At 32.3% G+C, this 13,991-nt stretch carries 12 protein-coding genes; 3 read left to right on the forward strand and 9 right to left on the reverse strand.

Annotated features, from left to right (window positions below; translation table 11 throughout):
- Positions 1-2: 2 nt before the first annotated feature.
- A complete protein-coding gene (locus ACNG5D_RS14880) occupies positions 3-845 on the forward strand; it encodes a TPM domain-containing protein (protein WP_418184445.1) in 843 nt (280 codons plus the stop codon).
- 33 nt (positions 846-878) lie between these two features.
- On the opposite strand, the gene ACNG5D_RS14885 is transcribed toward ACNG5D_RS14880, so the two are convergent.
- The 3 genes from ACNG5D_RS14885 to der all read right to left on the reverse strand — a co-directional run bounded on the left by ACNG5D_RS14885 (position 879) and on the right by der (position 6,155).
- Positions 879-3,656 (reverse strand): outer membrane beta-barrel protein, encoded by a 2,778-nt coding sequence (locus ACNG5D_RS14885; RefSeq protein WP_418184325.1) that lies wholly within the window; start codon positions 3,654-3,656, stop codon positions 879-881.
- A 116-nt stretch (positions 3,657-3,772) separates the two neighbouring features.
- On the reverse strand, positions 3,773-4,777 hold the full coding sequence (locus tag ACNG5D_RS14890; protein WP_418184326.1) for a sugar kinase: 1,005 nt from the start codon (positions 4,775-4,777) through the stop codon (positions 3,773-3,775).
- A gap of 73 nt (positions 4,778-4,850) precedes the next feature.
- Entirely contained in the window at positions 4,851-6,155 is a 1,305-nt protein-coding gene (gene der / locus ACNG5D_RS14895; protein ID WP_418184327.1) for a ribosome biogenesis GTPase Der, read from the reverse strand.
- Positions 6,156-6,303: 148 nt separating this feature from the next.
- Here der and ACNG5D_RS14900 point away from each other — a divergent pair, with 148 nt between their 5' ends.
- A complete protein-coding gene (locus ACNG5D_RS14900; protein WP_418184328.1) occupies positions 6,304-6,816 on the forward strand; it encodes a GTP-binding protein in 513 nt (170 codons plus the stop codon).
- Between the two features lie 36 nt (positions 6,817-6,852).
- Here the strand turns inward: ACNG5D_RS14900 and ACNG5D_RS14905 are convergent, their stop codons facing one another.
- The 6 genes from ACNG5D_RS14905 to ACNG5D_RS14930 form a co-directional block, all read right to left on the reverse strand.
- Positions 6,853-7,857 (reverse strand): DUF3179 domain-containing (seleno)protein, encoded by a 1,005-nt coding sequence (locus ACNG5D_RS14905; RefSeq protein ID WP_418184329.1) that lies wholly within the window; start codon positions 7,855-7,857, stop codon positions 6,853-6,855.
- Between the two features lie 54 nt (positions 7,858-7,911).
- Positions 7,912-8,793: a GTPase Era gene (era, locus tag ACNG5D_RS14910; RefSeq protein ID WP_418184330.1), complete on the reverse strand. Its 882-nt coding sequence runs from the start codon at positions 8,791-8,793 to the stop codon at positions 7,912-7,914.
- A 123-nt stretch (positions 8,794-8,916) separates the two neighbouring features.
- Complete coding sequence (locus tag ACNG5D_RS14915; protein WP_418184331.1) at positions 8,917-9,618, reverse strand: FKBP-type peptidyl-prolyl cis-trans isomerase; 702 nt, start codon at positions 9,616-9,618, stop codon at positions 8,917-8,919.
- 162 nt (positions 9,619-9,780) lie between these two features.
- Entirely contained in the window at positions 9,781-10,449 is a 669-nt protein-coding gene (locus ACNG5D_RS14920; protein WP_418184332.1) for a bifunctional 4-hydroxy-2-oxoglutarate aldolase/2-dehydro-3-deoxy-phosphogluconate aldolase, read from the reverse strand.
- A 17-nt stretch (positions 10,450-10,466) separates the two neighbouring features.
- Entirely contained in the window at positions 10,467-11,684 is a 1,218-nt protein-coding gene (locus tag ACNG5D_RS14925; protein WP_418184333.1) for a 6-phosphofructokinase, read from the reverse strand.
- A 38-nt stretch (positions 11,685-11,722) separates the two neighbouring features.
- A complete protein-coding gene (locus ACNG5D_RS14930; protein ID WP_418184334.1) occupies positions 11,723-12,769 on the reverse strand; it encodes a PfkB family carbohydrate kinase in 1,047 nt (348 codons plus the stop codon).
- Between the two features lie 152 nt (positions 12,770-12,921).
- Between ACNG5D_RS14930 and ACNG5D_RS14935 the strand changes: the two genes are divergently transcribed.
- A complete protein-coding gene (locus ACNG5D_RS14935; RefSeq protein ID WP_418184335.1) occupies positions 12,922-13,944 on the forward strand; it encodes a LacI family DNA-binding transcriptional regulator in 1,023 nt (340 codons plus the stop codon).
- Positions 13,945-13,991: the final 47 nt, after the last annotated feature.

A 13,991-nucleotide genomic window follows, 5' to 3' on the forward strand; every position in this document is an offset into this window, starting at 1 on the left:
ATATGCAGTTATTAGTATTCGGTATACAATCACTTTTTAACTCCAAAAAGTATTTTTATTTTTTAATACTTAGCTTGGTATTTAATGTTGTACACGCGCAATACAATATTCCTGAAAAACCAGAATTCCAAACAAGTGTTTACGATTATGTTAATTTGCTTTCCGCTTCACAAAAAAACAATTTAGAACGAAAACTTATAAAATATTCCGATACAACTTCTACTCAAATTGTTATTGCTATTATTAATTCTACTAACGGAGAAAACATAAGTTACTTAGGGGCTAAATGGGGGCAAAAATGGGGCATTGGGCAAGAAAAAAAAGATAACGGTATTTTAATTTTATTAGCTCACGCTGATAGAAAAATTGCTATAAATACAGGCTACGGCGTAGAACACCTGTTAACCGATGCCTTATCTAAACGTATTATAGAACGCGATATTATTCCTTATTTTAAACAAAATGATTATTCTGGTGGTTTAAACAGAGGTGCCGATGCTATTTTCGAGGTGATGAATGGTGAGTATAAAGGCTCGCGACAAGCTAACCAAGGCAATTTCCCTATTGGTTTAGTTATCATATTCTTATTTATATTCATCATTATACTTATATCTATTTCTAAAAACCGCCGAGGCGGTGGCGGAAATCATGGAAACCGCTCTGATAGTAGAGATATCCTTGAAGCCATTATTTTAAGCAATATGGGACGTGGTAGTTACAGACGTGGTTCTTCAAGCGGCTGGGGCAGTAGTTCTGGTGGCGGGTGGTCTTCTGGTGGCGGCGGCTTTGGCGGCGGCTTTGGTGGCGGTGGTTTTGGCGGTGGTGGTGCTTCCGGTGGCTGGTAATGTATAATAATTATAACTTACTAACACCCTTAACTACATATAGTGACTGCCGCTTCTAATTTCTCCTTTAGATCCTAAACTATTAAATTTCCAACTAAAATTTAGCATAAAATACTGGCGTAAAACAGTACTTTGTGTATCTTCTATATAATCTTGTGTGGCTCGGCGTCTTGCATTTGTATTCTGATTTAACAAATCGTATACTTTTAAAGTAATTATTCCTTTTTCTTTTAAAACCGAATACGCGACACTTGCATTCCAGAACCATGCACTTTTCTGAAATCCATCGGCAATATTAGAATTATAATTATATGTTATATCATTACGCCACTCGAACCCTTTAGGTAAAAAATATGCGGTTTTTAAATCTAGATTATGCGAGGTAAAATTTCTATCGTCAAAAGCTTCAATATCATATTTACTATTTGTAATAGATAGTCTGTATCTTGGTTTAAACTCTAAAATATCTTTCCATGTATAATCTACACCTATATTAGGGTTAAAAACTAAACTTTTACTTGCATATTTTACACCGTTATTAAAATTAATGTTTTTTGAAAAACTAGACCAATTACCAACCCTTAACCTTATAGAATTTATAGAGTCTAGCTTAATATTTTTACTATAATTAAAGCCAAAAGACCCATTATTATTTCCGTTTACATTACTGTAAGTTGTAGTACGTTTTAAAGTTTCTGGGTCTATTATTGTTTTAGAAACAACCGCATTATTATTAGCAGACATGTTTCCATATACGTAAATACCTGTGCGTTCTTTCCAATTATAAGCATTAAAGCCAAAATATAATCTGTTTTCTTTTGTAGGTTCTAAATTAGGGTTTCCTATAACTGTATTAAGCGGGTTTGATACATCTTCAAAAGCTTGCATTTGCCTTAAGGCGGGCGGTCTATTAGTTAATCTATAACTTGCATAAATCGAAGCTTTTTTGCTAAAACGATAATTAAAGTTAGACCTAACTTCTATTGCATTAAAGTCTCTTTCAACATTAAATTGAGGCCTTAATCCGTCTTGATTTTTTAAAGTCCTAAATACATAATCCATACCAAATCTTGCCGATAACTTTTCATCTCTATAGCTTAATTGAACACCTGGCACGCTTTTCATGTCGGTATATTCAAAGTCTGTACTTAAAGCTTCATTAAATGTATTATATGTATTGGTTGTTTCATCAAAATCGAAAGTGCTTTTCTTATTATTGTCTTTATTATATTGATATTCGTACTCAAAATTAACAAAAAACGTTTTGGCTTTTATTGGTAACCTATACCTTACGTTAGATGAAAAATCATTACTTTCTCTACTATCATCTGTAAATTGATTTCTTATAATGGTTTCTGGCGCTGTACCAAAAACCTCGGATGTTGAGTTTATAAAATCGTCGCTTTCACTTTTATTTATACGATTATTAATATTAAACCTTAAAAATGCACCTTTAGTTCCAAACTTTTTTGTGGCACTTATTCTATTAGAAAAATTATTTAAATTATTCTCTACAAATGAATTTAAAATAGATTGGTTGGTAAGTTCTAGATCTTGATTTAAAGTTTCGTCCTCGCTTTCATAGTCTGTCGTTGTTTTAGAAACAGAAAATGAAGGCTTAATATTAACCATGAATGTTGTATCTATTTTTATTTCAAAATCTGTATTAAACGTATGGCTTTGAGTTTCGTTATTAGAACTTGATTGAGAATTTGAAAAATATCTAGAATCTGATAAAATGGTTTCACGTTGTGCAGACTTATCGTTTACAGAGTTACTGTTTGAGTAAAAGTAATCGGCTGCTAGCTCTGTTTTTTCACCAATATTATCGGCATAATTAGCGCCACCTAATTTAGACGTTGTTATGCCTTGTCCGCCACCAAACTGGCGGCCATTAATACTAAAAGAGCCATTACTGTTAAACGATCGCCTTCCGCCACTACCAAACATTTTTTCTATTTCGCCAAAACTAAACCCTGGCGAATTTATATTATTGCCTCCTACTAAAACACTAATTCGCTGGTCGTTATCAAAACGGTTAAACATGCCTGCAAATTCATTTCTTTTATTAGTACCAATACCCGCTGCAACTCTACCAAAAACGCCTTTATTGTTTTCTTCTTTTATCGTTAAATTTATGGTTTTATTTTCTGTATCGCCTTCTTCTCCAGTAAATGCTTGGCTTTTCGTTTTTGTATCTACAACTTGAATTTTTTCAATGATATCTTTAGTTAAATTTTTTGTAGTAATAGAAGGATCGTTTCCAAAAAATGGTTTTCCGTTAACTAAAATTTTATTTACTTCTTTTCCGTTAACTTTTATGGCTCCATTATCATCAATTTCAACCCCTGGTAATTGTTTTAATAAATCTTCAACATTTGCGTCTTTTTTAGTTTTAAAAGAACTTACATTAAACTCTAAAGTATCCTTTTTAATAGTAACTGGCGCAGAGGTTTTAATAATTACTTCTTCTAGAGCATCGCTACTAATTTTAAGTTTAATATCTTCTAAAGATTTTGTTTTTTTATTAATAGCAATAGTTTTTTTATATGTTTGATATCCTACATAAGATACTAAAAGGTCTAGACTTTCGTCTGAAGTTGCATCTTCCAACTCAAAACCACCGTCTTTATCTGATATGGTATAGGTAACTAAACTACTGTCGTTTTTACGTTGTAAATACACAGTTGCAGCTTCTAAAGGTGTGAGATCTTCGTCTGAAACTATTTTACCAGTAATTTTAAAATCTTTTGATTGACTGAAAGAAAAAAAGCAACCCAATAGAGTTGCAACAAAAATTAATTTGCGCATTTGATTTTTTTGATTGATGTAACTTAGGGATAGTTACTTAAATTCAAATAACGAAATTAACTAGTTGCTTTCTTAATTTTCTTAAAAAAGACTTAAATTTAAGCTAATTTTTGCGGTTATCTGTTAAATCGTCCAGATACATTACCTTCAACAATGCGGCTAACCTCATCAATAGTAGTATAATTAACATCGCCTACATAGGTGTGTTTTAAGGCACATGCCGCACTTGCAAACTCCATAGATTTAGTATCATTAAAATGCTGTAAACCATATATTAATCCAGCTGCAAAAGCATCGCCAGTTCCTATGCGGTCTACAATGTGAGTAATATCAAAATCTTGAGTTTCATAAAACTTTTTACCGTTCCACATTCTTGCTCTAATTTTATGCCACGAAGAGTTTATGGAGGTTCTTATTTTATCGAACACTTTAACTATTGATGGGAATTTTTTTATAAGCAATTTACTTGCTTCAATAAACTCGTCATTACTATAACCATAATTAGTTTCTAAAACTTCGTTCATTTCGTTTATACCTCCAATAAATATGGTTGAACAATGCAATAATTCTGTTAACGCCTCTTTGGGGTCTACCCCATATTTCCATAAACCGCTTCTGTAAGTTGGGTCGGCCGAGACCTGCATACCTTTTTTTCTTGCTAATTTTAGGCCTTCTTTTAGGGTATCAAAACTACCTTGGGTTAATGCTGGTGTTATGCCTGTCCAATGAAACCAACTACCATTTTCTAATGATTTTTCCCAATTAACCATACTTGGGTTAATTTCTGAAAAAGCAGAATGCGATCTATTATAAGAGATTTGACTGGGGCGCATTACTGCACCAACTTCTAGAAAATAAACACCTAATGGCCTATTAGATCTTACAATAGCTGTGGTGTCTAAATCAAATTTATTTAGATAAGCTAATGCTGTATTGCCAATAAAATCGTTAGAGATACATGTAATATGTTTTACACTACCACCAAAATTAGCAATAGAAATACCAACATTAAGCTCTGTACCTCCAAAATAAAACTCTACTGTATTTGATTGAATAAACTTTCTGTTCCCTCTTGGGGAAATACGCATTAGAACTTCGCCGAAGGTAATTATTTGACTCATAAAATTATTATTGGTTATTTAGCTAAGCTTAAAAATAACCAATAATAACGAAATAAAGAAACTATTATTGCATTTACTTTTTACGCATATATACACTTATAGGCACACCATTAAAGCCAAAATTTTCTCTTAATTTGTTTTCCAGAAAACGTTTATAAGGGTCTTTAACATACTGTGGCAAATTACAAAAAAATGCAAATTGTGGCTGTGGTGTTGGCAATTGCATAATGTATTTAATTTTTACAAACTTTGCCTTGTATGCTGGTGGTGGGTAATTTTCTATAATTGGTAAAAGCACCTCGTTAAGCTGGCTTGTTTTAATTTTTTTAGTTCGGTTTTTATAAACCTCGACTGCGGTTTCAATAGCTTTAAAAATACGTTGTTTTGTTAAGGCAGAAATAAAAACTATTGGCACATCGGTAAAGGGTTCCATTTGCTTTTTAATAGCTTTTTCGTATTCTTTCATAGATTTATGGTCTTTTTCTACTAAATCCCATTTGTTAACAAGAACGACGATGCCTTTTCTATTACGTTCGGCCAGCCAAAAAATGTTTTGTACTTGACCATCAAAACCACGATTGGCATCTAAAACTAACAAACACACATCGGCATGCTCTATAGCTCGTACACTTCGCATAACGGAGTAAAACTCTAAATCTTCCTTTACTTTAGATTTTCGTCTTATTCCTGCGGTATCAACCAAATTAAATTCAAATCCAAAACGGTTGTATTTAGTATCTATAGCATCGCGAGTGGTGCCTGCTATATCTGTAACGATATACCTATCTTCTCCAATAAGAGCATTTATAAATGACGATTTTCCTGCATTTGGGCGTCCAACAACTGCAAAACGTGGCAATTCTTCCTGAACAACGTCTTCTTTTTCTGGTAAAGCTTCTATTAAATCGTCTAATAATTCTCCTGTTCCGCTTCCGTTTATACTAGCAATGGTGTAATATTCTCCTAATCCTAAGGCATAAAATTCTACTGCATCTTCTGCTCGTTTTCCATTATCAACTTTATTTACAACAAGAAAAACTGGTTTATTAACTCTACGTAGTAGTTTAGCAACATCTTCATCCATACCTGTTACACCTGCTTCTACATCGACCATAAAAATAATAGCATCGGCTTCATCAATAGCAAGTTCAACTTGTTTATCAATTTCGGCTTCAAAAATATCGTCGCTACCTTTCACATAACCGCCAGTATCTATTAAAGAAAACTCTTTTCCGTTCCAATCACTCTTTCCATAATGGCGATCTCTGGTTACACCGCTTACAGCATCGACAATGGCTTCGCGTCGTTGTATTAAACGATTAAAAAAAGTAGATTTACCTACGTTTGGCCTTCCTACTATTGCTACTATATTACTCATATCCTATAAATTACGTTTTACACCTTATCCGATGCCTTTTTTATTTCTATCCGAAATATTCTGCAAAAATAGGAAATATACATCTAGTAAAGTTCTTTTTTATTTTAAATAAAAAACTGTATTTTACTATACAAAAATTAAAGTAGAAATGGCTTTAAGTAACGATATTGTTTTACGCCCAAGATTTAAATTGGAAATACCTAGGTATAATGAAGCCATTTTAAGTGATTTTGAAAACACTAAAACAACTCAAACAGACTTTATTGTTACTAGAGTTGACAACCATGTTTTTATAAAACTACCTAAAGAAAAACAAACCTTTTGGTCGCCGCAATTACATTTAGAAATAAATAAAACGAACGATAACTCTAGTACACTACACGGCTTGTTTGGACCTAATCCTACGGTTTGGACGCTTTTTATGTTTCTGCATTTTCTTATTGCTGCTTTATTTATTGGGTTTGGTATTTGGACGTATACTAATTGGTCTTTAAAACAAAGCTTTGCTATTCAAGCTAGCGTTACTCTTTTAATGGTTTTACTTTGGGTAACTTTATATTTTGCAGGAAGCATTGGTAAAGCATCAAGTACTAAAGATATGAGATTGCTTAACGATTTTATGAATAATATACTATATTATGAAATTAAAACAGCACCCTAAATTTATTTTTATTGTTGCAATTAGGTAACTAAGCCTCTAATTTTCTTTATTCACAAAAGTAAAATTTGAATAAAAATCTTCCCAAGCCCACCAAGCTGCCACATAAGCATATTTTGGTTTTTCTAAAACACTACCGTTGTTACCTACGCCTAAAATATTGTATTTAATACCTGTAGTTCTGTTTTTAATTACAAATGGTAATTGATTATCTAACACTTCAAAATTATTAGCATTATCAACTTTAAATGCATTAAAAAATCGTTTTGATTGGTTTCCTATTACTATATACTCTTGAGCTCCAATTTTTTTTATAACTACTTTATCTCGAAAATCTGAATGTTTAAAAATATGAACATTAACAAAATTATCGATAATGCCATATACATGCTCGCTAGGGTTTGGTTTATCTCCTTCTGAAACGGTATTATTATCTTCATCTGGTGGTAACCTATTAAATTTAATTGAATTGATTTTACTAGAATTTGATGCTGTCCCAGAAAACACTTTGGCATTAGGGAAGTATGATTTTACGGCTCCCCAAGTAGTTTCTAAAACGGGTATTGTGTTAAATTTTTTGTTTTTATTTTCGCCTTTTATCCCTTTTATTAACATTTGAGACCAAATAGATTCTGTTTCGTCATCCCAAGGTGTTAGATTGTCTTTGTACAAATATCCAGATGCTCTAAATATTTGTGTTCTGTGAAAAGCTAATGCACTTTTAGTAATTGGACAATAGGTAAACGCATATTTTCTTCCGTTATAATCTGCATTTATTACTTCGCTTTCAAAGGTGTAAGTATAGGGGTAAACAATTGCTTGTAATCCAAAATTAAGTACTCCAACTAACTCGCCATCACTTAAATTAATATTCTGTACGCTTTCAAAATTAGGGTTTATGGCTAATGGGTATAAGAAAAAATGCCCCCAAATATCGTTTTCATCTACAATCCAATCGCTTTTGGTTGAAGTGTTTTCAAATGAATCGTTATTACTACAATTAAGAATAAAAATTGAAATAAAAAAAACAAAGTACCTTCTCATAATGATTCTTTGTCGTTAAAATCTAAAAAACTTACATTTTTTTAAAATTGGTGCTTAATTATTATAACCAAATCGTTTTAATTGGTTTTGATTACTTCTCCAATTCTTATTTACTTTTACGTATAATTCGATATGAATTTGTTTACCAAAAAAAGTTTCTAAATCTTTTCTAGCTTCTACACCTACTCGTTTTAGGGCACTTCCTTTATGGCCAATAATTATTCCTTTTTGGGTTTCGCGCTCGACCATAATTACAGATCGTACTCTTATAATGTTTTCTTCTTCTAAAAACTCTTCGGTATCAACCTCTACAGCATAAGGGATTTCTTTTTTATAATGCATTAAAATTTTTTCGCGAATGGTTTCGTTTATAAAAAAACGCTCTGGCTTGTCTGTTAATTGATCTTTAGGATAAAATGGCGGCGATTCTGGTAGTAAGTCTAATATTCTATTAAATACTTCTTTTACATTAAAGCCTTCTAATGCCGATACAGGAAAAATTTCGGCATTTGGTACTTTTTGCGACCAACTTTGTACTTGATTTTCTAATTGTTCTTGATCGGACTTATCTATTTTATTAAGTAATAATAAAACAGGAATTTTAGAGTTTGTTATTTTATTAAAAAAGGCTTCGTCTTTCAATTCTTTTTCGCCAATTTCTACCATGTATATTAGTACATCGGCATCTTCAAAAGCCGATTTTACAAATCCCATCATAGATTCTTGAAGCTGGTATGCTGGTTTTATAATACCTGGTGTATCGCTTAACACAACCTGAAAATCATCGCCATTTACTATACCTAATATACGGTGCCTTGTTGTTTGTGCTTTCGAGGTTATAATTGAAAGTTTTTCTCCAATAAAAGCATTCATTAGTGTGGATTTTCCAACATTAGGATTTCCTATAATATTTACAAAACCTGCTTTATGACTCATAATTAAATTTATTATTAGTTGCAAAGTTACAACTTGAATATTTTATTACACCTAAAAATATAAAAACAAAAAAACAGGAAGCTAAGCTTCCTGTTTTTTTATATTAAAATAAGTAATTAATGTTTACTTTACTTCTAATAGCTCTACATCGAAAATTAAAGTTGAATTTGGTTTTATTGCTCCTCCTGGTCTTGGGTTAGCTCCGTAAGCAATATCGCTTGGTATAAAGAACTTATACTTTGCACCTTCTTTCATTAATTGTAAACCTTCTGTCCATCCTTTAATAACTTGTGTTACTCCAAATTCTGTTGGTTCTCCTCTGTCTACAGAACTATCAAACACAGTACCGTCAATTAAAGTACCATGGTAGTGTACTTTTACTTTTGATGCTGTAGTTGGTTTTTTACCTGTTCCTTCTTTTAAAATAATATATTGTAAACCGCTTTCTGTAGTTACAACACCGTCTTTATTTTTATTTTCAGCTAAAAATTTCTCGCCTTCTGCTTTATTTTGTGCAGCTTCTTCTTGACGTTTTGCAGCATCGGCTTGTTGTTTCTTTTGGAAATATGCTCTTACTACTTGTTGTGCTTTAGATTCTTCTAATAAAATATTTGTTGAGTCTGTAACGTTATTAAATCCTTGTACAAATAAATCGCTATCAAAATCATCGAAACTAGCTTTTACATTTCTAGCAACATCCATTCCTATTGCATAACTTACAGAATCTAATTCTGTTTCAATTGGTTTTTGAGTAGCTCCTTTTTGGTTACAAGAGGCTAAAAGTATAACCATAGTTACTAAACTTAAAAATTTCATTATTTTCATTGTTATTATTTTTTATTATTGCGCCAAATGTAACAAATTTATATAGAGTTTAAAAGAAAAATAAAAGTACTTGCTTTTGTTTACAATTAATACATTACTATTATTATAAAATAAGAAAAGCCACTAAAAAGTGGCTTTTCTTATATAGAGTATTAAAAATAATTATTTTCTAACTGCTTTAACAATGGCTAAAGCGGCTTTAACATCTTTTTCTAGTTTTGCGTAATCTTTATTAGCAATAATATCTTTAGATATTAATTTAGATCCCATACCAACACAGGTTACTCCAGCATCAAACCATCCTTTTAGGTTTTCTTCGGTTGGAGCAACTCCACCGGTTGGCATAATAGATGTCCATTGTTGTGGGCCTTTAATACCTTTAACAAATTGAGGGCCATAAATATCGCCAGGGAATAGTTTTACTATTTCGCAGCCTAACTCTTCGGCTCTTGTAATTTCTGTTAATGTACCACAGCCTGGAGACCATAATACTTTTCTTCTGTTACAAACTATTGCTATATCTTCTCGCAATACTGGAGTTACAATAAAATTTGCGCCTAAAGCCATGTATAATGATGCTTGGCCTGCATCGGTTACAGAGCCTACTCCCATAATCATGCCTGGTAATTCTGCTATTGCATATTTTGTAAGTTCGCCAAAAACTTCGTGAGCAAAATCGCCACGTGCAGTAAACTCCATTAAACGAGCTCCACCATCGTAACATGCTTTTAATACTTTTTTACTTAATTCTATATCGTTATGAAAAAACAAAGGAATCATTCCTGTATCTTTCATTGCTTGCGCTACTTCTAATCTTGAAAATTGTGCCATTATGTTTTTATTTTAGTTTAATTCCAATTTAATATTTTTTTAAAATCGTAAGCTTCGGGGTTGGGTAAATATGGCTTTGCCCTTTCATAGTCTTCTTCTTGAATATAAAAAAGATTATTAATAAACAATTGTGCCATATCGGAATTTATATCGACTAATCGTGGTTGAACTTTACCGTTTTCATCTTCAAAATCCTTTAGATATAAAGGACTAATATCTCCATTTGAATTTGCACTTACAATACAGCCTGTTATTCCCTGATCGAACAATTTCTTAACTCCTATACCCAATAGTGTGCATAATGTTAAATCGAAAGCTATAGGGTTACAGCATCGTAATTCGTAACCTAATTCTACGGGTCTAGATTTTACAACTATTCCTAACTTTTTTAACTTAATTTGAAGTAAGTAATTAAATATATGCGACTTACTTACGTTTCCTAATTCTGGATGCCCATGATCGTCATAGGTAAAATTAATACCTGAATTAATAATTTCGTCTTCATCCATAAAATGAAAAACACCTTCGCTAATTAAAGCCACTCCATACTCAACACCTTTTATTTTACATTTTACGATAGAAGATACAATCATGTTTATAAGCTTATCGAATGTAATTTTAGTTTTGTTAAACATTTCAGGAATAATCATCATTTGAAAATGACAAGCAGAAGCTATACCAAATGCTAAATGCCCAGCAGAACGCCCCATGGCAGATACTACAAACCAATTTTCGCTTGTACGAGCATCTTCATAAACTGTATTCCCAATACGAACACCTTGATCTTTTGCGGTATGGAAACCAAATGTTGGGTTTCTGTCTGGCAAAGGCAAATCGTTATCTATAGTTTTTGGCACATGAATATGTGCTACAGAAAGCTTTTGAGTATTAAGGTATTTGGTTAACCTATTGGCGGTAGATGCTGTATCGTCTCCGCCAATGGTTACCAATAATTTCACATTATTATTTTTAAAAAAATCTGCTTTAAAATCGCTGTCTTTTGGTTTAAACCTACTCATTATTAAAGTAGATCCGCCACGACTAAAAATACGATCGGCGTGATGAAAATCGAAAATTTTTACTTCTGGATTATCAGATAGCAACCCCTTATAGCCATGATGCACACCAATTACTTTATAGCCATCTTTCATAAAAGTTTTAGCCAAAGTACTTATAACGGTATTTATACCTGGTGCAGGACCACCACCACAAATAATTGCAATTGATTTTTCCATAATGTATACTAAATTAGGATATAAAAATGTATTCGATTTTATCTAGCAACACGACCAGATGCATCGCCGCCCATTAATTTTTCAACCTCGGCAACAGTTACTAAGTTAGCATCGCCTTTAATTGTGTGTTTTAAACAAGATGCTGCTACAGCAAAATCTAATGCGTTTTGATCGTTTTCTGGGTATTTTAATAATCCGTAAATTAAACCTCCCATGAAAGAATCTCCTCCTCCAACTCTATCAACTATATCGGTTATTTGATATTGGCGCGTTTCGTACATTTTTTTACCATCGTATAAAACACCAGCCCATGTATTGTGCGATGCAGAAATAGAACCTCTTAAAGTTGTAATTACCTTTTTAGCTCTCGGGAATTTTTCCATCATTTGTTGGCATACAGATAAGAAAGCTTCGGCTTTTACATCGTGTCCTTGAGTTTGTACTGTAATACCTTCTGGCTTAATACCAAAATGCATTTCGGCATCTTCTTCGTTACCTAAAACAATATCGCAGTAAGATGTTATTTCTGTCATTACTTTTTCTCTATGCGCATCATCGCAATATTTCCAAAGTTTAGCACGGTAATTTAAATCTGTAGAAATAGTAATACCTTTAGCACTTGCAGCTTTAACAGCTTCTAAACACACATCGGCAGCACCTTGCGAGATGGCTGGCGTAATACCTGTCCAGTGAAACCACTCGACACCTTCAAAAACCGCATCCCAATCAATCATTCCAGATTCAATTTCTGCAATTGCAGAATGAGCTCTGTCGTAAACTACTTTAGAACCTCTAGAAACAGCACCGGTTTCTAAAAAGTAAATCCCTAAACGATCACCACCCCAAACAATTTTATCTACACCTACGCCTCTTTTACGCATTTCCATCATGGCGCACTCACCAATATCGTTTTTTGGCAAACGTGTTACAAAATCGCATGATACTCCATAATTTGCTAAAGAAACTGCTACGTTTGATTCGCCTCCTCCATAAATAGCATCAAAGTTATTGGCTTGCGAAAATCTTAAAAATCCTTGTGGAGCTAATCTTAACATGATTTCTCCGAAAGTTACTACTTTACTCATCTTAACTGGTCTTATTTTAAAAATTTATTTTTTTGGTTAAACGTTTAACCAAATATCTAAAAATAAATCAAAACCTTCATTAATATTAGATTTTGATTAGAATATTTAATACACTAAATTTGCTTAAACGATTAAGCAAATATATAAAAAAATTGAACACCAAAAAGAAAACAACTATAAAAGATATTGCTAATGTTTTAAATATCTCTGCCGCAGCTGTTTCTAAAGCTCTTCGCGACGATTCTAGAATAAGCAAAAAAACTAAAAAAGCTGTAAAACAAGTTGCTAAAAATTTAAATTACCAACCTAACCATTTAGCTAGCGCTTTAAGGAAAGGAAAAAGCAATTTAGTAGGCGTTATTGTACCTAGAACAAATAGTAATTTTTTTTCTTCGGTTATTCAAAATATAGAGGAGGTTTTAAATAAAGAAGGTTATAACATAATTATAACCCAATCTAACGAATCGTTTAAAAAAGAATGCGATAGTATTGATACCCTACTTTTTACTCAGGTTGATGGCATAATTGCATCAATGGCTAATGAAACTATAAATTTAGACTATTTTGAAAAAGTTAAGGCTAAAGGTATTCCTTTAATATTATTTGATCGTGGTGAAAATGATTTAAATGTAGACTATATTGGTATTGATGACTATAATAGCAGCCATGTTATAGTTGAGCATCTTGTAAATCAGGGCCGTAAACGGATAGCGCATATTGGTGGGTATAAACATACCCGAATTTTTAATAATAGAATAAGGGGTTATGTTGATGCTTTACAAAAACATAATCTACCTTTAAACAATGAATTACTTATTGAATGTAGCCTTACTGCTGAAGATGGAAAGGAAAAAATGCTACAACTACTTGAATTAAATGAAAAACCAGATGCTGTTTATGTAGCTAGTGATCATGCTGCATTAGGTGCTTTACAAACATTAAAAGCTCAAAACATAAAAGTTCCTGAAGATATTGCTTTGGTAGGGTTTGGTAACGAGCCATTTACTGCTGTTGTTACACCATCTATTACAACCATTAACCAACATAGTGCAGAAATTGGCAAGCAAGCTGCGTTAACTTTTTTAGGTTACACCAAGAAAAAAACGATTAAACAGACTTTAAATAAAATAATTTTGAATGCTGAATTGGTAATACGAGAATCTTCAAAAAAATAATGAAGCGTTGCTATATTAATATAACAACGCTTAAAACTTCATTTTTA

This window comes from Algibacter ulvanivorans, assembly GCF_048381495.1.
In the GTDB taxonomy this organism is placed as follows: domain Bacteria; phylum Bacteroidota; class Bacteroidia; order Flavobacteriales; family Flavobacteriaceae; genus Algibacter_B; species Algibacter_B ulvanivorans.

Bases quoted from the DNA above. Each gene is read 5' to 3' on its own strand.
- ACNG5D_RS14880 (WP_418184445.1), top strand. From the start codon at position 3: ATGCAGTTATTAGTATTCGGTATACAATCACTTTTTAACTCCAAAAAG.
- ACNG5D_RS14885 (WP_418184325.1), bottom strand. From the start codon at position 3,656: ATGCGCAAATTAATTTTTGTTGCAACTCTATTGGGTTGCTTTTTTTCT.
- ACNG5D_RS14890 (WP_418184326.1), bottom strand. From the start codon at position 4,777: ATGAGTCAAATAATTACCTTCGGCGAAGTTCTAATGCGTATTTCCCCA.
- der (WP_418184327.1), bottom strand. From the start codon at position 6,155: ATGAGTAATATAGTAGCAATAGTAGGAAGGCCAAACGTAGGTAAATCT.
- ACNG5D_RS14900 (WP_418184328.1), top strand. From the start codon at position 6,304: ATGGCTTTAAGTAACGATATTGTTTTACGCCCAAGATTTAAATTGGAA.
- ACNG5D_RS14905 (WP_418184329.1), bottom strand. From the start codon at position 7,857: ATGAGAAGGTACTTTGTTTTTTTTATTTCAATTTTTATTCTTAATTGT.
- era (WP_418184330.1), bottom strand. From the start codon at position 8,793: ATGAGTCATAAAGCAGGTTTTGTAAATATTATAGGAAATCCTAATGTT.
- ACNG5D_RS14915 (WP_418184331.1), bottom strand. From the start codon at position 9,618: ATGAAAATAATGAAATTTTTAAGTTTAGTAACTATGGTTATACTTTTA.
- ACNG5D_RS14920 (WP_418184332.1), bottom strand. From the start codon at position 10,449: ATGGCACAATTTTCAAGATTAGAAGTAGCGCAAGCAATGAAAGATACA.
- ACNG5D_RS14925 (WP_418184333.1), bottom strand. From the start codon at position 11,684: ATGGAAAAATCAATTGCAATTATTTGTGGTGGTGGTCCTGCACCAGGT.
- ACNG5D_RS14930 (WP_418184334.1), bottom strand. From the start codon at position 12,769: ATGAGTAAAGTAGTAACTTTCGGAGAAATCATGTTAAGATTAGCTCCA.